The 24,038-nt window shown below is 69.5% G+C and carries 23 protein-coding genes, 1 pseudogene and 1 riboswitch; of the genes and pseudogenes, 14 read left to right on the forward strand and 10 right to left on the reverse strand.

Annotation, left to right across the window (positions count from 1 at the left end):
* The first annotated feature begins 55 nt into the window (after positions 1 to 55).
* Positions 56 to 898, forward strand: a complete 843-nt coding sequence (whiG, locus tag AB0D57_RS12395) for an RNA polymerase sigma factor WhiG (RefSeq protein ID WP_362070755.1) — start codon at positions 56 to 58, stop codon at positions 896 to 898.
* Positions 899 to 1,053: 155 nt separating this feature from the next.
* A complete protein-coding gene (locus AB0D57_RS12400; RefSeq protein ID WP_362070829.1) occupies positions 1,054 to 1,611 on the forward strand; it encodes a helix-turn-helix domain-containing protein in 558 nt (185 codons plus the stop codon).
* A gap of 69 nt (positions 1,612 to 1,680) precedes the next feature.
* Here AB0D57_RS12400 and AB0D57_RS12405 read toward each other — a convergent pair whose 3' ends face one another.
* Complete coding sequence (locus AB0D57_RS12405; RefSeq protein WP_362070757.1) at positions 1,681 to 2,328, reverse strand: M23 family metallopeptidase; 648 nt, start codon at positions 2,326 to 2,328, stop codon at positions 1,681 to 1,683.
* A 270-nt stretch (positions 2,329 to 2,598) separates the two neighbouring features.
* Between AB0D57_RS12405 and rpsB the strand changes: the two genes are divergently transcribed.
* The 5 genes from rpsB to AB0D57_RS12430 all read left to right on the forward strand — a co-directional run bounded on the left by rpsB (position 2,599) and on the right by AB0D57_RS12430 (position 7,288).
* Positions 2,599 to 3,519, forward strand: coding sequence for a 30S ribosomal protein S2 (gene rpsB / locus AB0D57_RS12410; protein WP_362070759.1), 921 nt, complete (start codon positions 2,599 to 2,601; stop codon positions 3,517 to 3,519).
* A 95-nt stretch (positions 3,520 to 3,614) separates the two neighbouring features.
* The gene (gene tsf / locus AB0D57_RS12415) at positions 3,615 to 4,451 is read left to right on the forward strand and encodes a translation elongation factor Ts (RefSeq protein ID WP_362070761.1); all 837 of its coding nucleotides are present in this window, start codon (positions 3,615 to 3,617) and stop codon (positions 4,449 to 4,451) included.
* A 179-nt stretch (positions 4,452 to 4,630) separates the two neighbouring features.
* A complete protein-coding gene (gene pyrH, locus AB0D57_RS12420) occupies positions 4,631 to 5,401 on the forward strand; it encodes a UMP kinase (RefSeq protein ID WP_362070763.1) in 771 nt (256 codons plus the stop codon).
* A 187-nt stretch (positions 5,402 to 5,588) separates the two neighbouring features.
* Positions 5,589 to 6,146, forward strand: coding sequence for a ribosome recycling factor (gene frr / locus AB0D57_RS12425; RefSeq protein WP_153288324.1), 558 nt, complete (start codon positions 5,589 to 5,591; stop codon positions 6,144 to 6,146).
* Positions 6,146 to 7,288: a phosphatidate cytidylyltransferase gene (locus tag AB0D57_RS12430; RefSeq protein WP_362070766.1), complete on the forward strand. Its 1,143-nt coding sequence runs from the start codon at positions 6,146 to 6,148 to the stop codon at positions 7,286 to 7,288. The genes frr and AB0D57_RS12430 overlap by 1 nt, the downstream gene beginning before the upstream one ends.
* A 155-nt stretch (positions 7,289 to 7,443) precedes the next feature.
* Here the strand turns inward: AB0D57_RS12430 and AB0D57_RS12435 are convergent, their stop codons facing one another.
* A complete protein-coding gene (locus AB0D57_RS12435) occupies positions 7,444 to 7,791 on the reverse strand; it encodes a DUF6479 family protein (protein WP_362070768.1) in 348 nt (115 codons plus the stop codon).
* A 275-nt stretch (positions 7,792 to 8,066) separates the two neighbouring features.
* Between AB0D57_RS12435 and rlmN the strand changes: the two genes are divergently transcribed.
* The 5 genes from rlmN (at position 8,067) to AB0D57_RS12460 (ending at position 14,109) form a co-directional block, all read left to right on the forward strand.
* Positions 8,067 to 9,173, forward strand: a complete 1,107-nt coding sequence (gene rlmN / locus AB0D57_RS12440; protein ID WP_362070770.1) for a 23S rRNA (adenine(2503)-C(2))-methyltransferase RlmN — start codon at positions 8,067 to 8,069, stop codon at positions 9,171 to 9,173.
* 24 nt (positions 9,174 to 9,197) lie between these two features.
* Positions 9,198 to 9,316, forward strand: a riboswitch (TPP riboswitch).
* Between the two features lie 79 nt (positions 9,317 to 9,395).
* On the forward strand, positions 9,396 to 10,472 hold the full coding sequence (locus tag AB0D57_RS12445; protein WP_362070772.1) for a thiamine ABC transporter substrate-binding protein: 1,077 nt from the start codon (positions 9,396 to 9,398) through the stop codon (positions 10,470 to 10,472).
* 101 nt (positions 10,473 to 10,573) lie between these two features.
* Positions 10,574 to 12,181 carry an iron ABC transporter permease gene (locus AB0D57_RS12450; protein ID WP_362070831.1) on the forward strand — a complete coding sequence of 536 codons (1,608 nt, stop codon included), beginning with the start codon at positions 10,574 to 10,576 and terminating at the stop codon, positions 12,179 to 12,181.
* Positions 12,181 to 13,269 carry an ABC transporter ATP-binding protein gene (locus tag AB0D57_RS12455; protein WP_362070774.1) on the forward strand — a complete coding sequence of 363 codons (1,089 nt, stop codon included), beginning with the start codon at positions 12,181 to 12,183 and terminating at the stop codon, positions 13,267 to 13,269. Before AB0D57_RS12450 ends, AB0D57_RS12455 begins: the two co-directional genes overlap by 1 nt.
* A gap of 42 nt (positions 13,270 to 13,311) precedes the next feature.
* Positions 13,312 to 14,109, forward strand: coding sequence for a maleylpyruvate isomerase family mycothiol-dependent enzyme (locus AB0D57_RS12460; RefSeq protein WP_362070776.1), 798 nt, complete (start codon positions 13,312 to 13,314; stop codon positions 14,107 to 14,109).
* A gap of 74 nt (positions 14,110 to 14,183) precedes the next feature.
* Here AB0D57_RS12460 and AB0D57_RS12465 read toward each other — a convergent pair whose 3' ends face one another.
* The 3 genes and pseudogenes from AB0D57_RS12465 to AB0D57_RS12475 all read right to left on the reverse strand — a co-directional run.
* Positions 14,184 to 14,855: an LAETG motif-containing sortase-dependent surface protein gene (locus AB0D57_RS12465; protein WP_362070778.1), complete on the reverse strand. Its 672-nt coding sequence runs from the start codon at positions 14,853 to 14,855 to the stop codon at positions 14,184 to 14,186.
* 177 nt (positions 14,856 to 15,032) lie between these two features.
* Positions 15,033 to 16,148, reverse strand: coding sequence for a Rossmann fold nucleotide-binding protein (locus tag AB0D57_RS12470; protein WP_362070780.1), 1,116 nt, complete (start codon positions 16,146 to 16,148; stop codon positions 15,033 to 15,035).
* Between the two features lie 49 nt (positions 16,149 to 16,197).
* A pseudogene (locus AB0D57_RS12475) lies at positions 16,198 to 16,323 on the reverse strand (LysR family transcriptional regulator); the annotation flags it as partial.
* Between the two features lie 107 nt (positions 16,324 to 16,430).
* Between AB0D57_RS12475 and AB0D57_RS12480 the strand changes: the two are divergent.
* Positions 16,431 to 17,663 (forward strand): MFS transporter, encoded by a 1,233-nt coding sequence (locus AB0D57_RS12480; RefSeq protein ID WP_362070782.1) that lies wholly within the window; start codon positions 16,431 to 16,433, stop codon positions 17,661 to 17,663.
* A 57-nt stretch (positions 17,664 to 17,720) separates the two neighbouring features.
* On the opposite strand, the gene AB0D57_RS12485 is transcribed toward AB0D57_RS12480, so the two are convergent.
* The 5 genes from AB0D57_RS12485 to AB0D57_RS12505 form a co-directional block, all read right to left on the reverse strand.
* Positions 17,721 to 18,128: a VOC family protein gene (locus tag AB0D57_RS12485; RefSeq protein WP_362070784.1), complete on the reverse strand. Its 408-nt coding sequence runs from the start codon at positions 18,126 to 18,128 to the stop codon at positions 17,721 to 17,723.
* A 106-nt stretch (positions 18,129 to 18,234) separates the two neighbouring features.
* Positions 18,235 to 19,476, reverse strand: coding sequence for a hypothetical protein (locus AB0D57_RS12490; RefSeq protein WP_362070786.1), 1,242 nt, complete (start codon positions 19,474 to 19,476; stop codon positions 18,235 to 18,237).
* Entirely contained in the window at positions 19,458 to 20,195 is a 738-nt protein-coding gene (locus AB0D57_RS12495) for an ATP-binding cassette domain-containing protein (protein ID WP_362070788.1), read from the reverse strand. The genes AB0D57_RS12490 and AB0D57_RS12495 overlap by 19 nt, the downstream gene beginning before the upstream one ends.
* 254 nt (positions 20,196 to 20,449) lie before the next feature.
* Positions 20,450 to 21,832 carry an aspartate aminotransferase family protein gene (locus AB0D57_RS12500; RefSeq protein WP_362070790.1) on the reverse strand — a complete coding sequence of 461 codons (1,383 nt, stop codon included), beginning with the start codon at positions 21,830 to 21,832 and terminating at the stop codon, positions 20,450 to 20,452.
* Complete coding sequence (locus AB0D57_RS12505) at positions 21,817 to 22,392, reverse strand: Lrp/AsnC family transcriptional regulator (RefSeq protein ID WP_362070792.1); 576 nt, start codon at positions 22,390 to 22,392, stop codon at positions 21,817 to 21,819. Before AB0D57_RS12505 ends, AB0D57_RS12500 begins: the two co-directional genes overlap by 16 nt.
* A 166-nt stretch (positions 22,393 to 22,558) precedes the next feature.
* Here AB0D57_RS12505 and AB0D57_RS12510 point away from each other — a divergent pair, with 166 nt between their 5' ends.
* Entirely contained in the window at positions 22,559 to 23,998 is a 1,440-nt protein-coding gene (locus AB0D57_RS12510) for a gamma-aminobutyraldehyde dehydrogenase (RefSeq protein ID WP_362070794.1), read from the forward strand.
* Positions 23,999 to 24,038 lie beyond the last annotated feature (40 nt).

Raw genomic sequence — 24,038 nt, forward strand, 5'->3', positions numbered from 1 at the left:
AGCGACAGCTCACCCAGGCACTCCCAGTTCACGGCAGAACGGCACAAGGCGACGAATGCCCCAGCACACCTCCGGGCCCGATCGGGCGGCGATCCCCCCAGCCGCGCGCGACGGCGGTAGCGTGCGCCCGCCCGCTCCCTCGACGGTCGACGAGTTGTGGCGGTCGTACAAGGCGACGGGGGACGAGCGGCTGCGCGAGCAGCTGATCCTGCACTACTCACCGTTGGTGAAGTATGTGGCGGGCCGGGTGAGTGTGGGTCTGCCGGCCAATGTGGAGCAGGCGGACTTCGTGTCGTCGGGGGTGTTCGGGCTGATCGACGCGATCGAGAAGTTCGACATCGAACGGGAGATCAAGTTCGAGACGTACGCGATCACGCGGATCCGGGGCGCGATGATCGACGAACTGCGGGCGCTGGACTGGATTCCGCGGTCCGTGCGGCAGAAGGCGCGCAATGTCGAGCGGGCGTACGCGACGCTGGAGGCGCGGCTGCGGCGCACTCCGTCGGAGGGGGAGGTGGCCTGCGAGATGGGGATCGGGGTGGAGGAACTCCACGCGGTCTTCAGCCAGTTGTCGCTGGCGAACGTGGTGGCGCTGGAGGAACTCCTGCATGTCGGCGGGGAAGGCGGCGACCGGCTGAGTCTGATGGACACGCTGGAGGACACCGCGGCCGACAACCCGGTGGAGGTCGCCGAGGACCGGGAGCTGCGGAGGTTTCTGGCGCGGGCGATCAATACGTTGCCCGAGCGGGAGAAGACCGTGGTCACGCTCTACTACTACGAGGGGCTCACGCTCGCGGAGATCGGGAACGTCCTGGGCGTGACCGAGAGCCGGGTGAGCCAGATTCACACCAAGTCCGTGCTCCAGCTGCGGGCGAAGCTGGCGAGTTTCGCCCGCTGACCTCGACGGTGGAGGGGTGCTGAATCGTCTCTGCCGCGTCCCTGGTCTGTTGCCGGTGTGTTGATGGCGCGATCCTTTCGGGTGGTCGCAGTGGCTGCCGTTCGGAGCGGTCCGTCCGTAAAGTGGAGGGCGTGCCAAGGATTCGAGCGGCCTCCGTGGCCGAGCACCGGTCGATGCAGCGAGCCGCCCTGCTGGACGCGGCGCGGTCCCTGTTGTCCGAGGGCGGGACGGAGGCGCTGACCTTCCCGGCCCTCGCGGAGCGCACGGGGCTCGCGCGGTCCTCCGTGTATGAGTACTTCCGGTCTCGGGCGGCTGTGGTCGAAGAGCTGTGCGAGGTCGACTTTCCACTGTGGGCGGCCGAGGTCTCGGCGGCGATGGAGCAGGTGGGAGCCCCGGAGGCCAAGGTCGAGGCCTATGTCCGGCAGCAGCTGGCGCTGGTCGGGGACCGGCGGCACCGCGCCGTGGTGGCCATCTCCGCGAGTGAGCTCGACGCCGGGGCCCGGGAGAAGATCCGTGCCGCTCATGGTGGGCTCGTCACGATGATCGTCGATGCGCTGCGGGAGATGGGGCACGCTGAGCCACGACTGGCCGCGATGCTTCTCCAGGGCGTGGTCGATGCCGCCGTGCGGCGTATCGAGCTGGGGGCGGCGGAGGATCCCGGCGTGATCACGGAGGCGGCCGTCGCCATGGCCCTGCGGGGGGTTCGGGGCTGAACCCCGTCGGTGCTGGGCACTCGCTGGGTTCGGCGGGGCCCTGCACCCCGGTGGCACGCATCCCCGCACTCAGGACGGCTGTGACGGCACCCCGATCACCGGCAGCAGGCGGGACGGGCGTCTGTGCAGCAGCCCCGGGGGCAGCAAGGACAGCGGGTTCAGGTAGGTGTTCGCTCTGAGCAGGCCCCAGTGCAGGCAGGAGACCGGGCAGTGGGAGCCCCCCGGTTCGCGCGTGCCCGGTGCTTCGAGCGTGCCCAGCACCTCGCCCGCCGCCACCTCGTAGCCCTTGCTCACCGTCGCCCGTACGGGGGTAAAGGTCGTGCGCAGGGGTGGGGTGCCGGTGCCGGTCAGTTCCACCGAGATCACTCCCCGTCCGGCGACACGGCCCGCGAAAGAGACGCGGCCGGCGGAGACGGCCCGGACCGGGGAGCCGGGGGCTGCCGCGAGGTCCACGCCGCGGTGGCCGCGGCCGTAGGGCGTCGCCGGGGGGTCCCAGGATCGTAGGACCGTGGGGCGCAGACCCACCGGCCAGAGGCGGGCGACTGTCGGCACCGTCGTGTCGGGGCCAGCTCGCCCTGGCCCGGGCGGACCGGTGGGGGCCGGGGGCGCCGGGCCGTTTGTCCGGGCCAGGGCGGACGGGGTCAACGTGCCCAGGACGGTCACGGTCATTCCCAACAGCAACCCCAGCCACGTACGCACACATCGTTTCGCTCGCATGCGAGAACCGTCCCGCATCGGGCGGATCACGGCCGGGATCTGTGGATCACCGGCCGGTTGTGGACAGCGGCGTCACCCTGGACCTCGCGGGTCCCGTACACTTCTGATGGCGATCCGGGTCACCGGGTCGACTTCGCACGCCCCGACATTCGGTCATCAAAAGCCGGTGTCAGCGCCCCTCGGTCCCTCGTGGCAAGGCGCATCGCGGGCGTCAGGCGCGAGTGCCGTCCGGCACACGCGGCACAACCGAGAACACCAAGGAGAACGGCCATGGCCGTCGTCACGATGCGGGAGCTGCTGGAAAGCGGCGTCCACTTCGGTCACCAGACCCGTCGCTGGAACCCGAAGATGAAGCGCTTCATCTTCACCGAGCGCAACGGCATCTACATCATCGACCTGCTCCAGTCGCTGTCGTACATCGACCGCGCCTACGAGTTCGTCAAGGAGACCGTCGCCCACGGCGGCACGGTCATGTTCGTCGGCACGAAGAAGCAGGCGCAGGAGGCCATCGCCGAGCAGGCCACCCGCGTCGGCATGCCCTACGTCAACCAGCGCTGGCTGGGCGGCATGCTCACCAACTTCTCCACCGTCTACAAGCGTCTGCAGCGCCTCAAGGAGCTCGAGCAGATCGACTTCGAGGACGTCGCCGCTTCCGGTCTGACCAAGAAGGAGCTTCTCGTGCTCTCGCGCGAGAAGGCCAAGCTGGAGAAGACCCTCGGTGGTATCCGCGAGATGCAGAAGGTGCCCAGCGCCGTCTGGATCGTGGACACCAAGAAGGAGCACATCGCGGTCGGTGAGGCCCGGAAGCTCAACATTCCGGTCGTCGCCATCCTCGACACCAACTGCGACCCCGACGAGGTCGACTACAAGATCCCGGGCAACGACGACGCGATCCGTTCCGTCACCCTGCTCACCCGCGTGATCGCTGACGCCGTCGCCGAGGGCCTCATCGCCCGCTCCGGTGCCGGCAAGGCCGAGGGTGACAAGGCTGCGGGCGAGCCGCTCGCCGCGTGGGAGCGCGACCTGCTCGAGGGCGAGAAGAAGGCCGACGAGGCCGAGGCCCCTGCTGAGGCTCCGGCCGCCGAGGCCCCCGCTGCCGAGGCCGAGACGCCGGCTGAGGCCGCTGTCGAGGCTCCGGCCGCCGAGGCCCCCGTCGCCGAGGCCCAGGCCGCGGACGCCGAGCAGGCCTGACCCCTCACCCCTTCGGGTTACGGACGGCGGGGGCACACCAAGCCCCCGCCGTTCCGTCCGTAGATCTTCAGACTTCGAGAGAGATTCCAGGAATCATGGCGAACTACACCGCCGCCGACGTCAAGAAGCTCCGTGAGCTCACCGGCGCCGGCATGATGGACTGCAAGAAGGCGCTGGACGAGGCCGACGGCCACGTCGACAAGGCCGTCGAGGCGCTGCGCATCAAGGGCCAGAAGGGCGTCGCCAAGCGCGAGGGCCGCTCCGCCGAGAACGGCGCTGTGGTTTCCATCATTGCTGACGACAACACCTCCGGTGTCCTGGTCGAGCTGAAGTGCGAGACGGACTTCGTCGCCAAGGGCGAGAAGTTCCAGGCCGTCGCCAACCAGATCGCCGAGCACGTCGTCAAGACCTCCCCGGCCGACCTCGACGCGCTCCTCGGCTCCGAGATCGAGCCCGGCAAGACGGTTCAGGCGTTCGTCGACGAGGCCAACGCCAACCTGGGCGAGAAGATCGTCCTGGACCGCTTCGCGCAGTTCGCCGGCGTCTACGTCTCCTCGTACATGCACCGCACCATGCCCGACCTGCCCCCGCAGATCGGTGTTCTGGTCGAGCTGGACAAGGCCGACGCCGACCTCGCCAAGGGCATCGCGCAGCACATCGCCGCCTTCGCGCCGAAGTACCTCTCCAAGGAGGACGTTCCGGCCGAGGTCGTCGAGTCCGAGCGCCGCGTCGCCGAGGAGACCACGCGCGCCGAGGGCAAGCCCGAGGCCGCGCTCCCGAAGATCGTCGAGGGTCGCGTCAACGGCTTCTTCAAGGAGGCCACCCTGTTGGGCCAGCCCTACGCGCTGGACCAGAAGAAGTCCGTTCAGAAGGTCCTGGACGAGGCCGGTGTCACCCTGAAGCGCTTCACGCGCATCAAGGTCGGCATCTGAGTCCGTACCGCGATCGACGCGCGACCCCGCTAGGGTCGACAGCAGTCGTCCGCGTACGCCGGCACGCGCGCGTGTGTTCCGGACGACAGCAGATCTGACGAGGAGGCCATTGCCGCGCATGGGAGCCAACACCCCACCGGCAATGGCCTTCTTCGTATGTGCACCATGAGGAGATCTCCATGACCACCACCCAGGCCGACCAGGGCGAGAAGACCGACGAGGGCAAAGGCGCGGGACGCTTTCTGCTGAAGCTTTCCGGCGAGGCGTTCGCCGGTGGCGGCGGACTGGGCGTGGACCCCGACGTGGTGCACAAGATCGCCCGCGAGATCGCGGCAGTCGTGCGCGGCGGAGCCCAGATCGCCGTCGTCATCGGCGGCGGCAACTTCTTCCGCGGCGCCGAACTCCAGCAGCGCGGCATGGACCGGGCCCGCTCCGACTACATGGGCATGCTCGGCACGGTCATGAACTGCCTCGCGCTCCAGGACTTCCTGGAGAAGGAGGGCATCGACAGCCGCGTACAGACCGCCATCACCATGGGGCAGGTCGCCGAGCCGTACATCCCGCTGCGCGCCGTGCGCCACCTGGAGAAGGGCCGTGTGGTCATCTTCGGCGCCGGTATGGGCATGCCGTACTTCTCCACCGACACCACCGCCGCCCAGCGCGCCCTGGAGATCGACGCCGAGGCCCTGCTGATGGGCAAGAACGGTGTGGACGGGGTCTACGACTCCGACCCCAAGACCAACCCCGAGGCCGTCAAGTTCGACTCGCTCAGCTACGGCGAGGTCATCACCCGTGACCTCAAGGTCGCCGACATGACGGCCATCACGCTGTGCCGCGACAACGCGCTGCCGATCCTGGTCTTCGAGCTCCTGGCGGAGGGCAATATCGCGCGCGCCGTCAAGGGTGAGAAGATCGGCACACTCGTGGGTGACCAAAGCGGCCGGGCCTGACCGGGGACCACCCCTGACGGGGAGCAACCCCGACCGGGGACGCACCCCGGCCGAGTACGGACCCTGACCGGGGGATGGACAATGTCCTGCCGGTCGGGAACCGTGCAGGAATAAGACGCGACGCAGCCGGCCGCCACCCCGACAAGGAGCAGCTGCCGGGCCTACTCAAGACACGCAGGAGCAAGTGGTGATCGAAGAGACCCTCCTCGAGGCCGAGGAGAAGATGGAGAAGGCCGTCGTGGTCGCCAAGGAGGACTTCGCCGCGATCCGCACCGGTCGTGCGCACCCGGCGATGTTCAACAAGATCGTGGCCGACTACTACGGCGCGCTGACGCCGATCAACCAGCTGGCCTCGTTCGCGGTACCCGAGCCGCGCATGGCCGTGGTGACCCCGTTCGACAAGAGCGCGCTGCGCAACATCGAGCAGGCGATCCGCGACTCCGACCTGGGTGTCAACCCGAGCAACGACGGCAGCATCATCCGAGTGGTGTTCCCCGAGCTCACCCAGGAGCGCCGCAAGGAGTTCATCAAGGTCGCCAAGACCAAGGGTGAGGACGCCAAGATCTCGATCCGCTCCGTGCGCCGCAAGGCGAAGGAGACCATCGACAAGCTGATCAAGGACGGCGAGGTCGGCGAGGACGAGGGCCGCCGTGCGGAGAAGGAGCTCGACGACACCACCGCGAAGTACGTCGCTCAGGTGGACGAGCTCCTGAAGCACAAGGAAGCGGAGCTGCTCGAGGTCTGATGAACGACTCTTCCTGGGGGGCGCCGCCACAAGCCGGGTACTGGGGGCCGTCCGCGCAGGGGCCTGTCCAGGGGGCAGCCCCGGCGGGTCCCACGTACGATGCGCATCACGCGCAGCACACTCGGCCCATGCCCATCGTGCCCGATGACGTACCCACACATGGCGGAGACCAGGATGACAACCGTGGGGCCGCTCGGCTGAGCGGTCCCACGGTCCGCGACGACACACCGCAGGCGGCGCCCTATGGGGCCCCCTCGCACAACCCGCAGAGTCCGCAGGAGCCCATGCCCAGCGCCGCCCCACAGCCCGCCCCCGCACCGCAGAAGAAGAGCGCGGGCCGCGATCTGGGTGCCGCGATAGGGGTGGGCGTCGGGCTCGGTGCGGTGATCGTCGCGTCGTTGTTCGTCGTCAAGGCCGTGTTCGTCGGTGTGGTGGCGGTCGCCGTGGTGGTGGGCCTGTGGGAGCTCACGTCAAGGCTCGAGGAGCGCAAGGGCATCAAGGCGCCGCTCGTGCCGCTGGCGGTCGGCGGAGCGGCGATGGTCGTCGCCGGTTACGTCCGGGGTGCCGAGGGCGCGTGGGTGGCCATGGCGCTCACCGCGCTCGCGGTCCTGGTCTGGCGGATGACCGAACCGCCCGAGGGTTACCTCAAGGACGTCACGGCGGGGGTCTTCGCGGCCTTCTACGTGCCGTTCCTGGCCACGTTCGTCGCGCTCATGCTCGCCGCGGACGACGGCCCGCGCCGCGTTCTGACGTTTCTGCTGCTGACGGTCGTCAGCGACACCGGTGCGTACGCGATCGGCTGGCGCTTCGGCAAGCGCAAGCTGGCACCGCGCATCAGCCCCGGCAAGACCCGCGAGGGTCTGATCGGAGCGGTCACCTTCGCGATGGCCGCGGGTGCGCTGTGCATGCAGTTCCTGATAGAGGACGGCACCTGGTGGCAGGGCCTGCTGCTCGGCCTCGCGGTCGCGGCCAGCGCCACGCTCGGCGACCTCGGCGAGTCCATGATCAAGCGGGACCTGGGCATCAAGGACATGGGTACGCTGCTGCCGGGGCACGGCGGCATCATGGACCGGCTGGATTCCCTGTTGCCGACGGCACCGGTGGTGTGGCTGCTGCTGGTGATCTTCGTCGGCTCCGGCTGATCCGTACGACGGTCCGGCAGCTTCTCCAAGGCGCGGCTGACCTGCGGTTGTGATGGTGGCGAGGGCTCGTTGTCCACAGGACGGCGAGCCCTCGCCGTATGTCTGCGAGGCGGCGAGCGGGCGCGGATCGGATCCCGCCGTCGATGGGCCGGGGGTCAGTGAGGGCCCAGACCGCCGCCGCCGAAGGAGCCGGTTCTGCCCTCGACCCAGCGTGGCGGCTTCTTCAACGGACTCGTGCGGTTCGGCGTGTGGGCCAGCTCGTACGGGGTGAGAGCGTGTTGGTCCTTGGTCACCTTGGGGACCTCGGCGGGCTCCCGGATCTCCCGGGTTTCCAGGACCGGGCCGTCCGCGGGAAGGTGCGGCTGCTCCTCGGGGCGTGGCAGGCGCTCGCCGGCCCGTATGCGGCAGCCCAGCCAGAAGCCGCCTGCCAGCAGTGCCAGGACGGCTATGGCGACCCCGAACAGCGCAAGGCTGATGAGGCCGCTCGGCTCTGCGATCTGCATCGATGCGATACTCATACAAGGCAAATACCCTCAAATTGCCCCATGAATCAACCGTCCTGATCGCGCCGGGCGTCGGTGGACGCCTCGCCCGCGGCGTGATCGCGAACGCCTCGGTCCGCTGGGCGGCGTCGAGGACGCGCCGGCGTTGCACGCGATACGTCACCAGCGTCCGGATGGTCCTCCAGGGCGCCTCTGACCTGCGGCTTTGATGGTGAGCTCTCGTTGTCCACAGGGCGGCGAGCCCGACTCCGTGTGTCTGCGACACTGGTAGGGCCATGCCTAAGCCCGGAGAACTTACTTTTGTCGCGCCGCGCGGAGCCAAGAAGCCGCCGCGGCACCTTGCCGATCTCACGCCTGCCGAGCGTAAAGAGGCCGTCGCCGCGATCGGTGAGAAGCCGTTTCGCGCCAAGCAGCTTTCACAGCACTACTTCGCGCGGTACGCGCACGACCCGTCGGAGTGGACGGACATCCCGGCCGCCGCGCGCGGCAAGCTCCAGGAGGCACTGCTTCCCGAGCTGATGACGGTCGTGCGGCATCTGTCGACCGACCAGGACACCACCCGCAAGACTCTGTGGCGGCTGTTCGACGGCACGCTCGTGGAGTCCGTGCTGATGCGCTACCCGGACCGGGTGACCATGTGCATCAGCTCCCAGGCGGGCTGCGGGATGAACTGCCCGTTCTGCGCCACCGGCCAGGCCGGTCTCGACCGGAACCTGTCCACCGGTGAGATCGTGCACCAGATCGTGGACGGCATGCGGGCGCTGCGGGACGGCGAGATCCCGGGTGGCCCGGCGCGGCTGAGCAACATCGTCTTCATGGGTATGGGTGAGCCGCTCGCCAACTACAAGCGGGTGGTCGGCTCGATCCGCGCTCTCACCGACCCCGAGCCGGACGGGCTCGGGCTCTCGCAGCGCGGTATCACCGTGTCGACGGTCGGACTCGTCCCCGCCATCCACCGGTTCGCTGACGAGGGCTTCAAGTGTCGGCTGGCCATCTCGCTGCACGCACCGGACGACGAGCTGCGCGACACCCTCGTACCCGTCAACACGCGGTGGAAGGTGCGCGAGGTGCTGGACGCCGGATGGGAGTACGCGGCCAAGTCGGGGCGCCGGCTCTCCATCGAGTACGCCCTCATCCGGGACATCAACGACCAGGCGTGGCGCGGTGACCGGCTCGGGCGGCTCCTCAAGGGCAAGCCCGTGCATGTCAATCTCATCCCGCTGAACCCGACCCCGGGTTCGAAGTGGACCGCCTCGCGGCCCGAGGACGAGAAGGCGTTCGTCGAGGCGATCGCGGCCCATGGGGTGCCGGTCACGGTCCGGGACACCCGGGGCCAGGAGATCGACGGGGCGTGCGGTCAGCTCGCGGCCACCGAGCGGTAACCTGTGCTCGGTACGTACATCTTCATATTCCGACAGGGGAGCGCCACAGCGCTGAGAGTGCGGTAGCCGGAACACCGGTGGGCCGCAGACCCTCAGAACCTTGCCCAGGTCATTCTGGGTAGGAAGTTCGGGCATCACTCAAGCTGTTGCGCCCTGCCCGGGAACCTCCCACGGTTCCCGGGCAGGGCCGCGTCTCTTCCTGGTCATCCCAGGAGGAATTCAGTGAGCATCAAGAGGACGATCACGGCCGTGGGTATCGGCCTGGGCCTGGTCACGCTGTCCGCGTGCGGGTCCGCCGACAGCAGCGACGCCGGGGACTCCAAGACCGTGACCCTCGTCAGTCACGACTCCTTCGCCTACTCCAAGAGCGTGCTGAACGCGTTCGAGAAGGAGTCCGGCTACAAGGTCAGGATCCTCAAGGACGGGGACGCCGGGCAGGCCGTGAACAAGGCCGTCCTCACCAAGGACAACCCGCAGGGCGACGTCTTCTTCGGCGTCGACAACACCCTGCTGTCCCGTGCGCTCGACAACGGGCTCTTCCAGCCGTACGAGGCGAGCGGCTCGGACCGGATCCTCCCGGAGTACCGGGTCGACCAGGACAAGCACCGGGTCACGCCGATCGACTCCGGTGACATCTGCGTCAACTACGACAAGAAGTACTTCGCCGACCACAAGCTGGCCCCGCCGACCTCCTTCGACGACCTGATCAAGCCCGCGTACAAGAACCTGCTCGTCACGGAGAACGCGTCCACCTCCTCGCCCGGCCTCGGCTTCCTGCTCGGGACCGCTGCCGAGTACGGCGACGAAGGCTGGCCCGACTACTGGAAGAAGCTGAAGGCCAACGGCGTGAAGGTGGTCGACGGCTGGGAGCAGGCGTACAACGACGAGTTCTCCGGGTCGGCCGGCGGAAAGAAGGCCAAGGCCGACCGGCCGCTGGTGGTCTCCTACGCCTCCTCGCCGCCCGCCGAGGTCATCTACGCCGACCCGAAGCCGACGACCGCGCCGACCGGGGTCGCGAGCGGCACCTGCTTCAGGCAGGTCGAGTACGCGGGGCTGCTGAGCAACGCCAAGAACACGAAGGGCGGCAAGGCGCTCATCGACTTCCTGGTCTCCAAGAAGTTCCAGGAGGACATGCCGCTGAACATGTTCGTGTACCCGGTGGTCGAGGGCGCCGAGGTGCCGGCCGAGTTCACGCAGTTCGGTCCTCAGGCCAAGGACCCCGAGACCCTGGCTCCCGCCGAGATCGCCGACAACCGTGACCAGTGGGTCAAGTCGTGGACCTCACTCGTACTGAAGTAACTGAAGTACTCGAAGTGGCTGAAGTGCCCCAAGTGGCTGAAGTGGCGGAAGCAGCCAAGGCGTTGCCCGACAAGCGCGGCAGCGCGGCGCGGCTCGGGCTCATGGCCCTGCCCGTCGCGTTCTTCGCCGTCTTCTTCGCCTACCCCGTCGCGGCCATCGTGGCCCGGGGCCTCAAGGTCGACGGGGTCTGGCAGTTCGGGCGGATCGGCGAGGTGCTGGCGCAGTCCGACATCCGGCACGTCCTGTGGTTCACCACGTGGCAGGCGCTCGCCTCGACGGCGCTCACGCTGCTGATCGCGCTCCCCGGCGCATATGTCTTCGCGCGCTTCGATTTCAGGGGCAAGCACGTCCTGCGGGCCGTCGTCACCGTGCCGTTCGTGCTGCCGACCGTCGTCGTCGGTACGGCGTTCCTGGCCCTGGTCGGCCGGGGCGGGCTCCTGGACCAGCTGTGGGGCGTACGTCTGGACACCACTGTGTGGGCGATCCTGCTCGCGCATGTGTTCTTCAACTACGCGGTCGTCGTACGGACCGTCGGCGGGCTCTGGGCGCAGTTGGACCCGCGCCAGGAGGAGGCCGCGCGGATGCTCGGCGCCTCCCGGTTCGCGGCCTGGCGCAAAGTGACGCTCCCGGCCCTGAGTCCGGCCGTGGCCGCCGCCGCGCTCATGGTCTTCCTCTTCACCTTCACCTCGTTCGGTGTGGTGCAGATCCTCGGCGGGCCGACCTTCTCGACCCTGGAAGTCGAGATCTACCGGCAGACCTCGGAGATCTTCGACCTGGCGACGGCGGCCGTGCTGACGATCATCCAGTTCGTGGCCGTGGGCGCGATCCTCGCCGTGCATGCCGGGACCGTACGCCGCCGGGAGACCGCCCTGCGTCTGGTGTCTCCCGAGGTGACCGCGCGCCGGCCGCGCGGGGCCGGGCAGTGGGCGCTGCTCGCGGGGGTGCTGGCGAGCATCGCCGTCCTGCTCGTCCTGCCGCTCGGCGTGCTGGTCCAGCGGTCCTTCGACACCCCTGGCGGCTATGGATTCGCCTATTACAGGGCGCTGACCTCCGCTGACAGCGGCATTTTCCTGGTCGCGCCGATCGAGGCGATCGGCAACTCGCTCGCCTACGCGCTCGCCGCCACCGCCATCGCCGTGGTGATCGGCGGTCTGGCGGCCACCGCGCTCACCCGACGGGCCGGTCGTCTCGTACGAGGTTTCGACGCGCTGCTGATGCTGCCGCTCGGCGTGTCCGCCGTGACCGTCGGATTCGGCTTCCTGATCGCGCTCGACGAACCGCCACTGGATCTGAGGTCGTCCTGGATCCTGGTGCCGCTCGCGCAGGCGCTGGTGGGCGTGCCCTTCGTCGTCCGCACCATGCTGCCCGTGCTGCGGGCGGTGGACGGACGGCTGCGGGAGGCGGCGGCCGTGCTCGGGGCGTCGCCGTGGCGGGTATGGCGGGAGGTCGATCTGCCGATGGTGCGGCGGGCGCTGCTGATCGCGGCGGGGTTCGCCTTCGCGGTGTCGCTGGGCGAGTTCGGGGCGACGGTGTTCATCGCGCGGCCCGACAATCCGACGCTGCCGGTCGCGGTGGCCCGGCTGCTCGGGCGCGCGGGCGACCTCAACTACGGCCAGGCGATGGCCCTTTCGACGATCTTGATGGTGGTGTGCGCGGTGGCGTTGCTGCTCTTGGAACGTATGCGCACCGACCGGACGGGGGAGTTTTGATGACAAGGCTCGTCAAAGAGGCGCAGGCGGAGGTGAGGGCGAAGTCGGGGAACGCCCTGCTGAGGATCGAGGCGGCGACCGTACGCTTCGGCCGGCGGCCCGTGCTCGACGCCGTCGACCTCGAGGCCGCCGAGCACGAGATCGTGTGCGTGCTCGGGCCGAGCGGCAGTGGCAAGTCCACGCTGCTGCGGGCGGTGGCCGGGCTCCAGGCGCTCGATGACGGACGGGTGCTCCTCGGCGGACGCGACCAGGGCGGCGTGCCCGCGCACCGGCGCGGCGTCGGGCTGATGTTCCAGGACCACCAGCTCTTCCCGCAGCGGGACGTGGGCGGCAATGTCGCCTTCGGGCTGCGCATGCACGGCACGCCGAAGGACCGACAGGCCGTACGAGTACGGGAGGTGCTGGATCTGGTCGGGTTGCCCGGAGCCGCTTCCCGGGCCGTCGCCTCGCTCTCCGGCGGCGAGCAGCAGCGGGTCGCGCTGGCCCGGGCGCTCGCGCCGCGCCCCCGGTTGCTGATGCTCGACGAGCCGCTCGGCCAGCTCGACCGCTCGCTGCGCGAACGGCTGGTCGTCGAACTCAGAGAACTCTTCGGCGAGTTGGGCACGACCGTGCTCGCGGTCACGCACGACCAGGGTGAGGCGTTCGCGCTCGCCGACCGGGTCGTGGTGATGCGCGACGGACGGATCGCCCAGGCCGGTACGCCACTTGAGGTCTGGCAGCACCCGGCGGACGAGTTCGTGGCGCGTTTCCTCGGCTTCGACAACGTGGTCGGGGCGACGGTGAGCGATCGGGTCGCGGACACCCCGTGGGGGAAGCTTCCGGTACCGGAAGGCGCCGCGCAGGGTTCCGGCGCGCTGCTGGTGCGGCCCGCGGGCGTACGGCTGGTCGCCCCCGCGGACGGCTTGCGCTGCACCGTGGCCGCACGCACCTTCCGGGGCACCCATGTCGCCGTACAACTGCAGCCCGAGGGCGGGCCGCGGCTCGAGGCGGCGTGTGCGCTGCGGGAGGCGCCGGAGCCCGGGGACGAGGTCGGGGTGGCGTTCGACGTGGCCGAGATCGTCGTACTCGGGAAGCCGTCGGCCGGATGAATCGAGTCGTGGCCGCAGGGGGCGCCCCATAAAGTGCGGGGCATGACACTTCTCGCACATGACCGCTATTGCGACGCGATCGAGTCACAGGTGCGGCAGTTCAGGGACGTGGTGGCCTCCGGCACCGACCTTTCCGCGACGGTGCCGACCTGCCCGGACTGGTCGCTGGAGCAGCTCGTACGGCACACCGGCGGAGCGCTGCGCTGGGCGGAACTCATGGTCCGGACGAGGACGCAGGAGCCCATCCCCGAGGAGAAGGTTCCGCGCGTCGGGGGACCGGAGGCCGAGGGCGACCCGGCCGCCCTGGACGCCTGGCTGGCGCAGTCCGGCGAGACGCTGGTGGGCACGCTGCGCGAAGCGGGGCCCGCTGCGAAGATGTGGTCGTGGGCCGGTGTCTTCACCTCCGGCTTCTGGGCCCGCCGGATGACGCACGAGCTGGCGATCCACCGCGCCGACGCGACACTGGCCGCCGGGTTGCCGTACGACGTGGCACCCGATGTGGCCGTGGACGCGATCGACGAGTGGCTGGAGATCATCGAGTTCGCGCAACGGACACAGCCGCACGACGCGGCGACGCAGCCGCGCGGTCCGGGGCGCAGCATCCACCTCCACGCCACCGACGCCGACCCCGAACTGAACGCCGAGTGGGTCGTCGAGCTCACCGACAAGGGTGTCGTCTGGCGGCGGGGCCATGAGAAGGCGACCGTCGCGCTGCGCGGCCCGCTCACCGACGTACTGCTCGGCTTCTATCGCCGACTGCCGCTGGACGGTGGGGGGTTGGAGGTGCTGGGGGAGCGGGAACTGCTGGACTTCTGGCTGGAGCGGGCCACCTTCGGGTAGCGGGCGCGCACAGGCATGTGGCCCGTCCCCTCCGAGGAGGGGACGAGCCACACGTTCGTCCTACGGGGTGCCGGTCAGCTGGCCTTCGAGCCGCCACGGCGGCGCATGCCGAAGAACACGGCTGCGCCGCCGACCACCACGAGGGCACCGGCGATACCGGCGATCACCGGAGTGTTGGAGTTCGCACCGGTCTCGGCGAGGTTCGACTCACCGGCCGCCGGGGACGGGGAGTTGTCCCCCGTCGTGGCGGGCGCGGTGCTGTCGCTCTCCGACTCCGACGGGGACGCGGAAGGCGTCTCCGAGGAGTCCGGGGAGGAGGGAGTCTCCGACGGCTCCGGGGTCACCGGGGTCTCCGAAGGCGACGGCGTCTCGTTGGTCTTGCACGCCTCGGACGGGGCGGTCAGCTGCGGCGAGATGTCCTCGTCGACGATGTTCCCGGCCTTGATGCGGACGCGGTACACGCCCTTGGGGGCCCAGTCCTCGGAGAAGGTGACGGTGGCGCCCTCGCGGGTGCCCTTGACCTTCTCGGAGCCGACGAGCTTCACGTCCGCGCCGTTCGACTCCAGGTAGACCGAGACCGTGGCCTCGACGCCCGTGGCGTCCGTGTCGGTCACGGTGATGATGCCCTTCCCGTTGTCGTCGCACGAGGCGACGGCCGAGAAGTCACGAATGTTGCAAGCAAGTGCGTTGCCGGCGACGCCGAGCGCGAGCGCGGCGGTGGCGGAGGCGACACCGAGGATTCGCACAGAACGTGCGGTACGGCGAGATATGGACACGATTGCCCTTCAAGATGCGCAACTGCGGGGGGTTTGAGTGGGGTTCTGCTGTGGTACCAGCGCCCCCTCGGGCCTCACAGGTTTATAAGCGCCAGCTAAGTGCTGTCAATGCATATGCCCTGCCGTGCCATTGGCTTTGCCTTGCCATTAACCCCCGAGGCGTTTGAGTGCCTCCGGGGCCTCCTCGATCCGGTCCACCAGCGCGATCCGGGACTCCATCGAACGCTCGCGGGCCAGCGATTGGAGGAGCGGCCAGGTGGGGTGCTTCTCGGTCCAGTGCGCGCGGTTCACGAGAACCATGGGGGTGGGCTCGCCGCGCGACTCGTAGTAGTTCGGGGTCGCGTTGTCGAAGATCTCCTGTACGGTCCCGGCGGCGCCCGGCAGGAAGACGACGCCCGCGTTCGAGCGGGCCAACAGCCCGTCCTCACGGGTCGCGTTGGCGAAGTACTTGGCGATGTCCGAGGCGAAGGCGTTCGGCGGCTCGTGGCCGTAGAACCAGGTGGGGATGCCGACGGAGGCGCCGCCCGCGGGCCAGCGCTCGCGCACGGTGAAGGCGGCACGCGCCCAGTCGGTGATCGAGGGCATGAACGACGGTGCCCCAGCGAGGATTTGGAGCGACTCGGTGAGCATCGCGTCGTCGAACGGGGCCGCGTACGCGCCGAGGTTCGCGGCCTCCATCGCGCCCGGGCCGCCGCCGGTGGCGACTATGAAACCGGCGCGCGCCAGCTCGCGACCCAGGCGGGCCGCGCCCTCGTACGCCTTCGTGCCGCGCGCCATCGCGTGGCCGCCCATCACGCCCACCACCCGTGCGCCGACGAGAAGCTCGTCGAGCGCGTCGGACACCGAGTCGTCGTGGATCGCGCGCAGCATCGACGCGAAGACGTCGCCGTCGGACTTGGCCCGCTGGAACCAGGCGTAGGCGCGCGCGTCCAGCGTCGCCTCGTACCCGGCGTCCAACGAGTCGAAGAGCTCGTCCGGGGTGTAGAGCAGACCCCGGTACGGGTCGAAGGGCAGCCCGGGGGCGGGTGGGAAGACCAACGCGCCCGAGGCTCTCACCCGCGCTGCCGCCTCGGGGGTCATCGGGCAGCCGAGGAAGACCGAGCCCGCGGTGTCCACGGAGAGCAGTGTCTGGGTACGGTCCGTCAGATCGACTGCCTGGACACGGAATTGGGCGAGCGAGCCGCGCTCCGAGACGACCTCGTCGAATTCGGCGAGGGACTCGATCTCACGGTCGTGGCCGGCATGAAGGGGGGTTGGCTGCACGCGGCCATGCTAGGCCCCGCCGTCAATTTCCCGTCGCCCACCCCGGAGCGGAGAGCGCCTGCTGGGTGATCGACAACTCGGCTGCAGCGTCTTGGAACCGCCCCGCGTCCGCGGCGGTCACAAAGGTCCGCACGGCATCGAGATCCATACCGGCCATGGTATCGACACAACGAATGGTTGTGCGTTCCTGGCTGATCGGTTGTTTGATCTCGCCGTCTGCTACTCGCTTTGATGTCGATGGTCAGCATGTGGTTGTTCAGGTCGGCGAGAGATGCGTGGGGTATGACAGGTAGACGGGCGCTGGGCAGGCGTTTCGGGTGGCTGTGGACGGCGTATGCCGTCAGCTCCTACGGCACATCGCTCGGGTTCGGTGCGTTTCCCGTGATCGCGATCCTCGTGCTGCACTCCGGGCCGACCCAGGTGGCGGCGCTGGCTGCCGCGGGACGGGCGGTGGGAGCCGTGGTCGCGGTGCCGCTCGGTCCGTGGGTGGAGTTCCGCCGTAAGCGGCCGGTCATGGTGGGAATGGACCTGACCCGGTTCGCGGCGTTGATGAGTGTCCCCGTCGCGTTCGCGCTCGGCCGGCTCAGCTTCGGCCAACTCCTCGTCGTCTCCGTCGTCGTCGCCGCGGCCAACATCGCCTTCAGCGCGGCCGGCGGTGCGTATCTGAAAGCGCTCGTGCCGCCGCAGGACCTGCTCGTCGCGAACGGCCGGTTCGAGTCCACGACATGGACCGCGACGATGGTCGGACCACCGCTCGGGGGAGCCGCGATCGCGATGTTCGGCCCGGTGACGACCGTGATGGCCGATGCGGTCAGCTACCTGCTCTCAGCCCTGGGCATCCGCGCCATCGGCGGGACGGAACCGCGCCCCGCACGGACCGGCGCGGCGCGGCTGCGAGCAGGCGATCTGCTCGAAGGATGGCGCCACATCCTTACCCACCCCACGCTGCGTCCGCTGTTCTTCAACACGATCGTCGTCAACGGCCTGATCATGGCCTCCGAGCCGCTGCTCGCCGTACTTCTGCTGGGCCGGCTCGGGTTCACACCCTGGCAGTACGGTCTGGTCTTCGCGGCCCCATGCATCGGTGGCCTCGTCGGCTCACGGATCGCGCGCCGGCTCGTGGCGCGGTTCGGGCAGCACCAGGTGATGTTCACCGCCGGGGTACTACGTGCGTGCTGGCCGGTCGGATTGGCGTTCGTCCAACCCGGCGTCTTCGGGATCGTGCTCGTCATCGCCGTCCAACTCGGCCTGGTGACCTGCTGCGGCGTGTTCAACCCCGTGCTGGCCACCAGCCGGCTCCAGCACACCGACCCCGACCGGGTCGCCCGCACCCTGTCCGCGTGGTCGGTCAGCAGCAGCGCCGCCATCGCGGCCATGACCGCTGTGTGGGGACTGCTGGCCGCCGTCACCGGCCCCCGGACCGCGATCGCGGTCGCCGGAGTCCTCCTCCTGGCCACCCCCCTGCTGCTCCCGCGCCGCGAGAACGCGCCTCAGAACAAGCTCACTGGTGCCTGAGTCCAAGAAGCCCTGGGCGCGTTTTTCGTAGCCGGGGGGTGCGGCCCGTGAGTCGGCTCAGCCCTGGACCGCTGCCGGGTCCATCCACATGACCTCCCAGGTGTGGCCGTCCAGGTCGTCGAAGGCACGGCCGTACATGAAGCCGTGGTCCTGGGCCTCGCGTGTCTCCGAGCCGCCCGCCGCGAGGGCTTTGTCGCAGAGTTCGTCGACCTTCTCGCGGCTCTCGGCGCTCAGACACAGCAGCACCTCGCTGGTCCTGGTCGGGTCCGCGAGCTCCTTCTTCGTGAAGTCCGCGTAGCGCTGCTTGCTCAGCAGCATCGCGATGATCGTGTCGCTGATGACGACACACGCGCAGTCGTCCGTCGTGAATTGCGGGTTGATGGTGTAGCCGAGCTCCGTGAAGAACTTCTTCGAGGCGTCGACGTCGTTCACGGCGAGGTTCACGAAGATCATCTGCTGGTACATGAGGGGTCTCTCCCGGAGAAGGTGAAGTGGCGTGCCGTACGGAGAGTTGGACCGCCCGTCCGCGCGAAACTCATCGCTCATCGGGAACATGATTTCGTACGACCTCTCAGTGGGCCGCCGCGAGCGCCGCCAGTTCCGCGACCGCCCAGGTCAGCGGGCCGAACACGGTGAGGAGCGTGCCCGCGCGGAGCAGTGCCGCGCCGCGCAGCATCGAGGCCGGCGCCCCGAGCCGCAGCAGCGCCGCCGTGGTGTCGGCGCGTGCGTGCTTGGCCTCGACGGCCGCCGTCAGCAGCGTCGCGACGGCGCACCCGGCCACGAGCAGTGCCCCGAGCGTGCTGAGCGGTCCGAACGAGGGCCGGGCCCCCGCGTACAGGGTCGCCATGGCATACGCGCCCGACGCCACCGCGCACACCACGCCCAGCGGACGCCCGATGCGCCGGGCCTCCTCCTGGAGGACGCGCCCGGCGAGCAGCCGCAGCGCACCGGGCCGTACGGCCTGGAGCAGCCGCCCGCACAGGTGGGTGATCGCGGGTCCGGCCAGGGCCAGCCCGAACGCGGTCAGCGCCCAGCCGCCGAGCACCCCGGCGGGGGCGCCCGCGAAGCTGCCGGACAGGTCCGCGCCGACTGCCGGTCCCGAGCGGCTCGCGTACGCCTCCACGGCGAGCCCCGCCGCGACGGCGGCCGTGCCCCAGGGCAGTCCGCCGGGGGTGGGCAGGGGAGCGGCGGGCTGCTGCGGGTCCAGCGGACGCCCCGGCTGATCGGCGTACGGTCCCGAATCCGCGCTCCTACGGGAGGAGGTCCTGGGCGAGCTGTGCCGTCCGGCGCGTCCCGGCGCCATGCCCCGCGGCCGCAGCACCACCGCGCTCGCCGCGGAGGCGGCCAGCGGTACCAGGGCGAGCAGCGTCAGCGCCGCGGGCAGCGGCAGGGGGTGGTCCGCGGCGAGGAACTCCGTCGCGGCGCCGTCGAAGGGGATGCCGGTCAGATTGCCGCGCAGATGCAGGAAGACCAGCAGTGCGAGCATCGAGCCCAGCGTGGTCGACAGGGCGGTGGTGACGGCCGAGATCGCCATCAGGCGGCCGGGGCCGAGACCGACCGCCGCGAGCCCGGAGCGCGGTCGGGTCCCCGGGTCCGTACGGGCGACCGCGACCGCGAAGTGCACGGTGGCGGCGACGGGCGCGACGCACCAGGCGAGCCGGAGCGCCGAGCCGGCCGAGGCCTCCGGATGCGCCATCGCGTACCCCAGCGTGCACAGCAGCAGGAAGCCGGTGCCCGCCGCGGCACCGGCGACCAGCAGTCTGCGCAGCTGGACGAGGGGGTGGGCGCCGCGGGCTAGACGGAGAGCGAGCACGCGGCCCGGCCTTCCGACTCGGTGACCGGGGGCAGGTGGACGTTGTTGACGCGCCGTCCGTCGAGCAGCGACACCGTGCGGTCGGCGAGCGCCGCGGTGTCCGTGTCGTGCGTGGCCAGGACGACCGTGATGCCGTGCGAGCGGGCCGCCGTGGTGAGCGTCCGCAGCACCTGGGCGCGGTCGGCGCGGTGCAACGGGGCGGTCGGCTCGTCGGCGAAGAGGACCGTGGGGGAGGAGACGAGGGCGCGGGCGATGGCGAGGCGCTGCCGCTCGGCCTGCAACAGGGCGTGCGGGCGCTTGCGGGCGCAGTTGCCGATGTCGAGCCGCTCCAGCCACTCCAGGGCGGTGGTCTTGGCGGCCCGGCGGCCCGAGCCGCGCAGCATCAGGGGCAGCGCCGCGTTCTCCCAGGCGTTCAGTTCCGGTACCAGCACCGGGGCGGGGTCGATCCAGCCGAAGCGGTCGCGGCGCAGCCGTTCGCGGGTCAGCGCGCCCATGGTGTGTACCGGCGTGCTGTTGAACCAGACCTCGCCCTGCTGCGGCAGGAGCTGCCCGGAGAGGCACTGGAGCAGGGTCGTCTTGCCGCTGCCGCGCGGGCCGCCGACGGCCAGGATCTCGCCCTCGCGGATGCCTAGCGAGACACCGCTGAGCGCGGGCGAGCCGTTGTGCTTGACGTGCAGGGCGCGTGCCCAGAGCACGTCGTTGTCCGGCGGGGCCACCATCGCGTACACCTCGTTCAGATCTGATTGCGCTGCCCAGCGGCCTCGGAGAGGTCGCTCAGTCCCCCGGACGGGGGAACGAAGGCAGGGCCGATCGGTCACTTGGCACGCTAGGGAGTCGGGGGCGGGAGGCTGGACAGCACGCGGCCCCGGGACGCCCATTCTCACTCGAACGGGCGGCACCGGGGCCGGTGTTGATCATCCATACGGAAGATCGTGAAGATCGGGAAGACCAGCAGATCGGGAGATCGGGAAGATCAGAGCTTCGTCCACGCCTCCGTCAGCACCTGACGGACGATCCCCTCGATCTCGTCGAAGGTCGACTGGTCGGAGATCAGCGGCGGCGACAGCTGGATGACCGGGTCACCGCGGTCGTCGGCGCGGCAGTAGAGGCCGTACTCGAAGAGCTTCTTGGAGACGAAGCCGTAGAGCACGCGCTCCGACTCCTCGTCCGTGAACGTCTCCTTGGTGGCCTTGTCCTTCACCAGCTCGATGCCGTAGAAGAAGCCGTTGCCGCGGACATCGCCGACGATCGGCAGGTCGTGCAGCTTCTGCAGGGTGGTCAGGAACGCCGACTCGTTGTCCAGCACGTGCTGGTTGAGGCCCTCACGCTCGAACAGGTCGAGGTTGGCCAGCCCCACCGCGGCCGAGACCGGGTGACCACCGAAGGTGTAGCCGTGCAGGAAGGTGTTGTCGCCCTTGTAGAACGGCTCGGCGAGGCGGTCCGAGACGATGCACGCGCCGATCGGGGAGTAGCCCGAGGTCATGCCCTTGGCGCAGGTGATCATGTCCGGTACGTAGCCGAACTTGTCGCAGGCGAACATCGTGCCCAGGCGGCCGAACGCGCAGATGACCTCGTCCGACACGAGCAGCACGTCGTACTGGTCGCAGATCTCCCTGACCCGCTGGAAGTAGCCGGGCGGCGGCGGGAAGCAGCCGCCGGCGTTCTGCACCGGCTCCAGGAAGACGGCCGCGACCGTCTCCGGGCCCTCGAAGAGGATCTGCTGCTCGATCTGGTCGGCGGCCCAGCGGCCGAACGCCTCGGGGTCGTCGCCGAAGAGCGGGGCGCGGTAGATGTTGGTGTTGGGGACCTTGTGGGCGCCCGGGACCAGCGGCTCGAAGGGGGCCTTCAGGGCCGGCAGACCGGTGATGGACAGAGCGCCCTGCGGGGTGCCGTGGTAGGCGACCGCGCGTGAGATGACCTTGTACTTGGTCGGCTTGCCCTGCAGCTTGAAGTACTGCTTGGCGAGCTTCCACGCGGTCTCGACGGCCTCGCCGCCGCCGGTGGTGAAGAAGACCTTGTTCAGGTCGCCGGGGGCGTAGTTCGCGAGGCGCTCCGCCAGTTCGACGGCCTTGGGGTGGGCGTAGGACCACACCGGGAAGAAGGCCAGCTCCTGCGCCTGCTTGAACGCCGTCTCCGCGAGTTCGGTGCGGCCGTGGCCCGCCTGGACCACGAACAGACCCGCGAGACCGTCGAGATAGCGCTTGCCCTTGTCGTCGTAGATGTAGGTGCCCTCACCACGGACGATGGTGGGAACGGGCGCGTTCTCGTACGAGGACATGCGGGTGAAGTGCATCCACAGGTGGTCGTACGCGGTCTTGCTGAGGTCCTTGGCGGTCACGGCTATCGGGTTCCCCACATGTAGGTCTGCTTCTTCAGCTTCAGGTAGACGAAGCTCTCGGTGGAGCGCACCCCGGGCAGGGCCCGGATGCGTTTGTTGATGACGTCCAGCAGGTGATCGTCGTCCTCGCAGACGATCTCGGCGAGGAGGTCGAACGAGCCCGCGGTCATCACCACGTACTCGACCTCCGACATGGCGGTCAGCGCGTCGGCCACGGACTCCGTGTCGCCCTCGACGTTGACGCCGACCATTGCCTGCCGGCGGAAGCCCACGGTGAGCGGGTCGGTGACCGCGACGATCTGCATCACGCCCTGGTCGAGCAGCTTCTGGACGCGCTGGCGCACGGCCGCCTCGGACAGGCCGACTGCCTTGCCTATCGCGGCGTAGGGACGGCGTCCGTCCTGCTGGAGCTGCTCGATGATGGCGAGGGAGACGGAGTCCAACGGGGGACGACCGTTCCTGGAGTCGTTCCTCGCCTCGTTCCTGGAGTCGCTCCGGGAATCGATCCTCGACTCGTTCCTCGACTCGCGGGAGTCCCTGGGGTCTGCGCTTCGACTGGCCACGAGCTCACTGTGCACGACGTCTCGACGGTTCCGCAAGGGCGTAGCAATGAAATTCGTTGTTTACGACGTCGTAGCGTGCGGATTTCGTAGTTCAGGGCCGATCGGGGGTGTTGAAAACGTCGGCGCACGGATTAGGGTGGGTGTCTCAGTGATTGGACACCCGAGACTTGGAGGGCCGGCAGTGAGCACCGAGCTGCGTCGTCTGCGCAACTACATCGACGGTGAGTTCCGGGACGCCGCCGACGGGCGGACCACCGAGGTCGTCAACCCCGCGACCGGCGAGGCGTACGCGACCGCCCCGCTGTCCGGTCAGGCCGACGTGGACGCCGCGATGGCGGCCGCCGCCGCGGCCTTCCCCGCCTGGCGCGACCAGACCCCCGCCGAGCGCCAGAAGGCCCTTCTGAAGATCGCGGACGCCTTCGAGGAGCGGGCCGAGGAGCTGATCGCGGCCGAGGTGGAGAACACCGGCAAGCCGATCGGGCTGACCCGGTCCGAGGAAATCCCGCCGATGGTCGACCAGATCCGCTTCTTCGCGGGCGCCGCCCGCATGCTCGAGGGGCGCAGCGCCGGCGAGTACATGGAGGGCATGACCTCCATCATCCGCCGCGAGCCGATCGGCGTCTGCGCGCAGGTCGCGCCGTGGAACTACCCGATGATGATGGCGGTGTGGAAGTTCGCCCCCGCGCTCGCGGCCGGCAACACGGTCGTCCTCAAGCCGTCGGACACGACCCCCGCGTCCACCGTCCTGATCGCCGACATCATCGGCTCGGTCCTGCCCAAGGGCGTCTTCAACGTCATCTGCGGCGACCGCGAGACCGGCCGCGCGATGGTCGAGCACCCGACACCGGCGATGGCCTCCATCACCGGCTCGGTGCGCGCGGGCATGTCGGTCGCCGAGTCGGCGTCCAAGGACCTCAAGCGGGTCCACCTCGAGCTGGGCGGCAAGGCCCCGGTCGTCGTCTTCGAGGACACCGACATCGCCAAGGCCGTCGAGGACATCTCGGTCGCGGGCTTCTTCAACGCCGGCCAGGACTGTACGGCCGCCACGCGTGTCCTCGTACAGGAGTCCATCCACGACGAGTTCGTGGCCGCGCTGGCCAAGGCCGCCGCGGAGACGAAGACCGGGCAGCCGGACGACGAGGACGTGCTGTACGGACCGCTCAACAACCCGAACCAGCTCAAGCAGGTGGCCGGCTTCATCGAGCGGCTGCCCGCTCACGCCAAGGTGGAGTCCGGTGGTCACCGGGTCGGCGAGAAGGGCTACTTCTACGCGCCGACCGTCGTCTCGGGCCTGAAGCAGGACGACGAGATCATCCAGCACGAGGTGTTCGGACCGGTCATCACCGTCCAGTCCTTCTCGGACGAGACCCAGGCGGTCGAGTGGGCGAACGGCGTCGAGTACGCCCTCGCGTCCTCCGTCTGGACGAAGGACCACGGCCGCGCGATGCGCCTGTCGAAGGCCCTCGACTTCGGCTGCGTGTGGATCAACACGCACATCCCGCTCGTCGCCGAGATGCCCCACGGCGGCTTCAAGAAGTCCGGCTACGGCAAGGACCTGTCGGCGTACGGCTTCGACGACTACACGCGGATCAAGCACGTGATGACGTCGCTGGACGGCTGATCACCGTATGAACCGCGCGGCCCCGGACGGGAGTTGGTCC

It is taken from the genome of Streptomyces sp. NPDC048275 (assembly GCF_040652275.1).
Taxonomy (GTDB): domain Bacteria; phylum Actinomycetota; class Actinomycetes; order Streptomycetales; family Streptomycetaceae; genus Streptomyces.

Bases quoted from the DNA above. Each gene is read 5' to 3' on its own strand.
- AB0D57_RS12455 (WP_362070774.1), top strand. From the start codon at position 12,181: ATGACAAGGCTCGTCAAAGAGGCGCAGGCGGAGGTGAGGGCGAAGTCG.
- rpsB (WP_362070759.1), top strand. From the start codon at position 2,599: ATGGCCGTCGTCACGATGCGGGAGCTGCTGGAAAGCGGCGTCCACTTC.
- tsf (WP_362070761.1), top strand. From the start codon at position 3,615: ATGGCGAACTACACCGCCGCCGACGTCAAGAAGCTCCGTGAGCTCACC.
- pyrH (WP_362070763.1), top strand. From the start codon at position 4,631: ATGACCACCACCCAGGCCGACCAGGGCGAGAAGACCGACGAGGGCAAA.
- AB0D57_RS12480 (WP_362070782.1), top strand. From the start codon at position 16,431: ATGACAGGTAGACGGGCGCTGGGCAGGCGTTTCGGGTGGCTGTGGACG.
- AB0D57_RS12460 (WP_362070776.1), top strand. From the start codon at position 13,312: ATGACACTTCTCGCACATGACCGCTATTGCGACGCGATCGAGTCACAG.
- AB0D57_RS12485 (WP_362070784.1), bottom strand. From the start codon at position 18,128: ATGTACCAGCAGATGATCTTCGTGAACCTCGCCGTGAACGACGTCGAC.
- AB0D57_RS12405 (WP_362070757.1), bottom strand. From the start codon at position 2,328: ATGCGAGCGAAACGATGTGTGCGTACGTGGCTGGGGTTGCTGTTGGGA.
- whiG (WP_362070755.1), top strand. From the start codon at position 56: ATGCCCCAGCACACCTCCGGGCCCGATCGGGCGGCGATCCCCCCAGCC.
- AB0D57_RS12495 (WP_362070788.1), bottom strand. From the start codon at position 20,195: ATGGTGGCCCCGCCGGACAACGACGTGCTCTGGGCACGCGCCCTGCAC.
- AB0D57_RS12430 (WP_362070766.1), top strand. From the start codon at position 6,146: ATGAACGACTCTTCCTGGGGGGCGCCGCCACAAGCCGGGTACTGGGGG.
- AB0D57_RS12435 (WP_362070768.1), bottom strand. From the start codon at position 7,791: ATGCAGATCGCAGAGCCGAGCGGCCTCATCAGCCTTGCGCTGTTCGGG.
- rlmN (WP_362070770.1), top strand. From the start codon at position 8,067: ATGCCTAAGCCCGGAGAACTTACTTTTGTCGCGCCGCGCGGAGCCAAG.
- AB0D57_RS12450 (WP_362070831.1), top strand. From the start codon at position 10,574: ATGGCCCTGCCCGTCGCGTTCTTCGCCGTCTTCTTCGCCTACCCCGTC.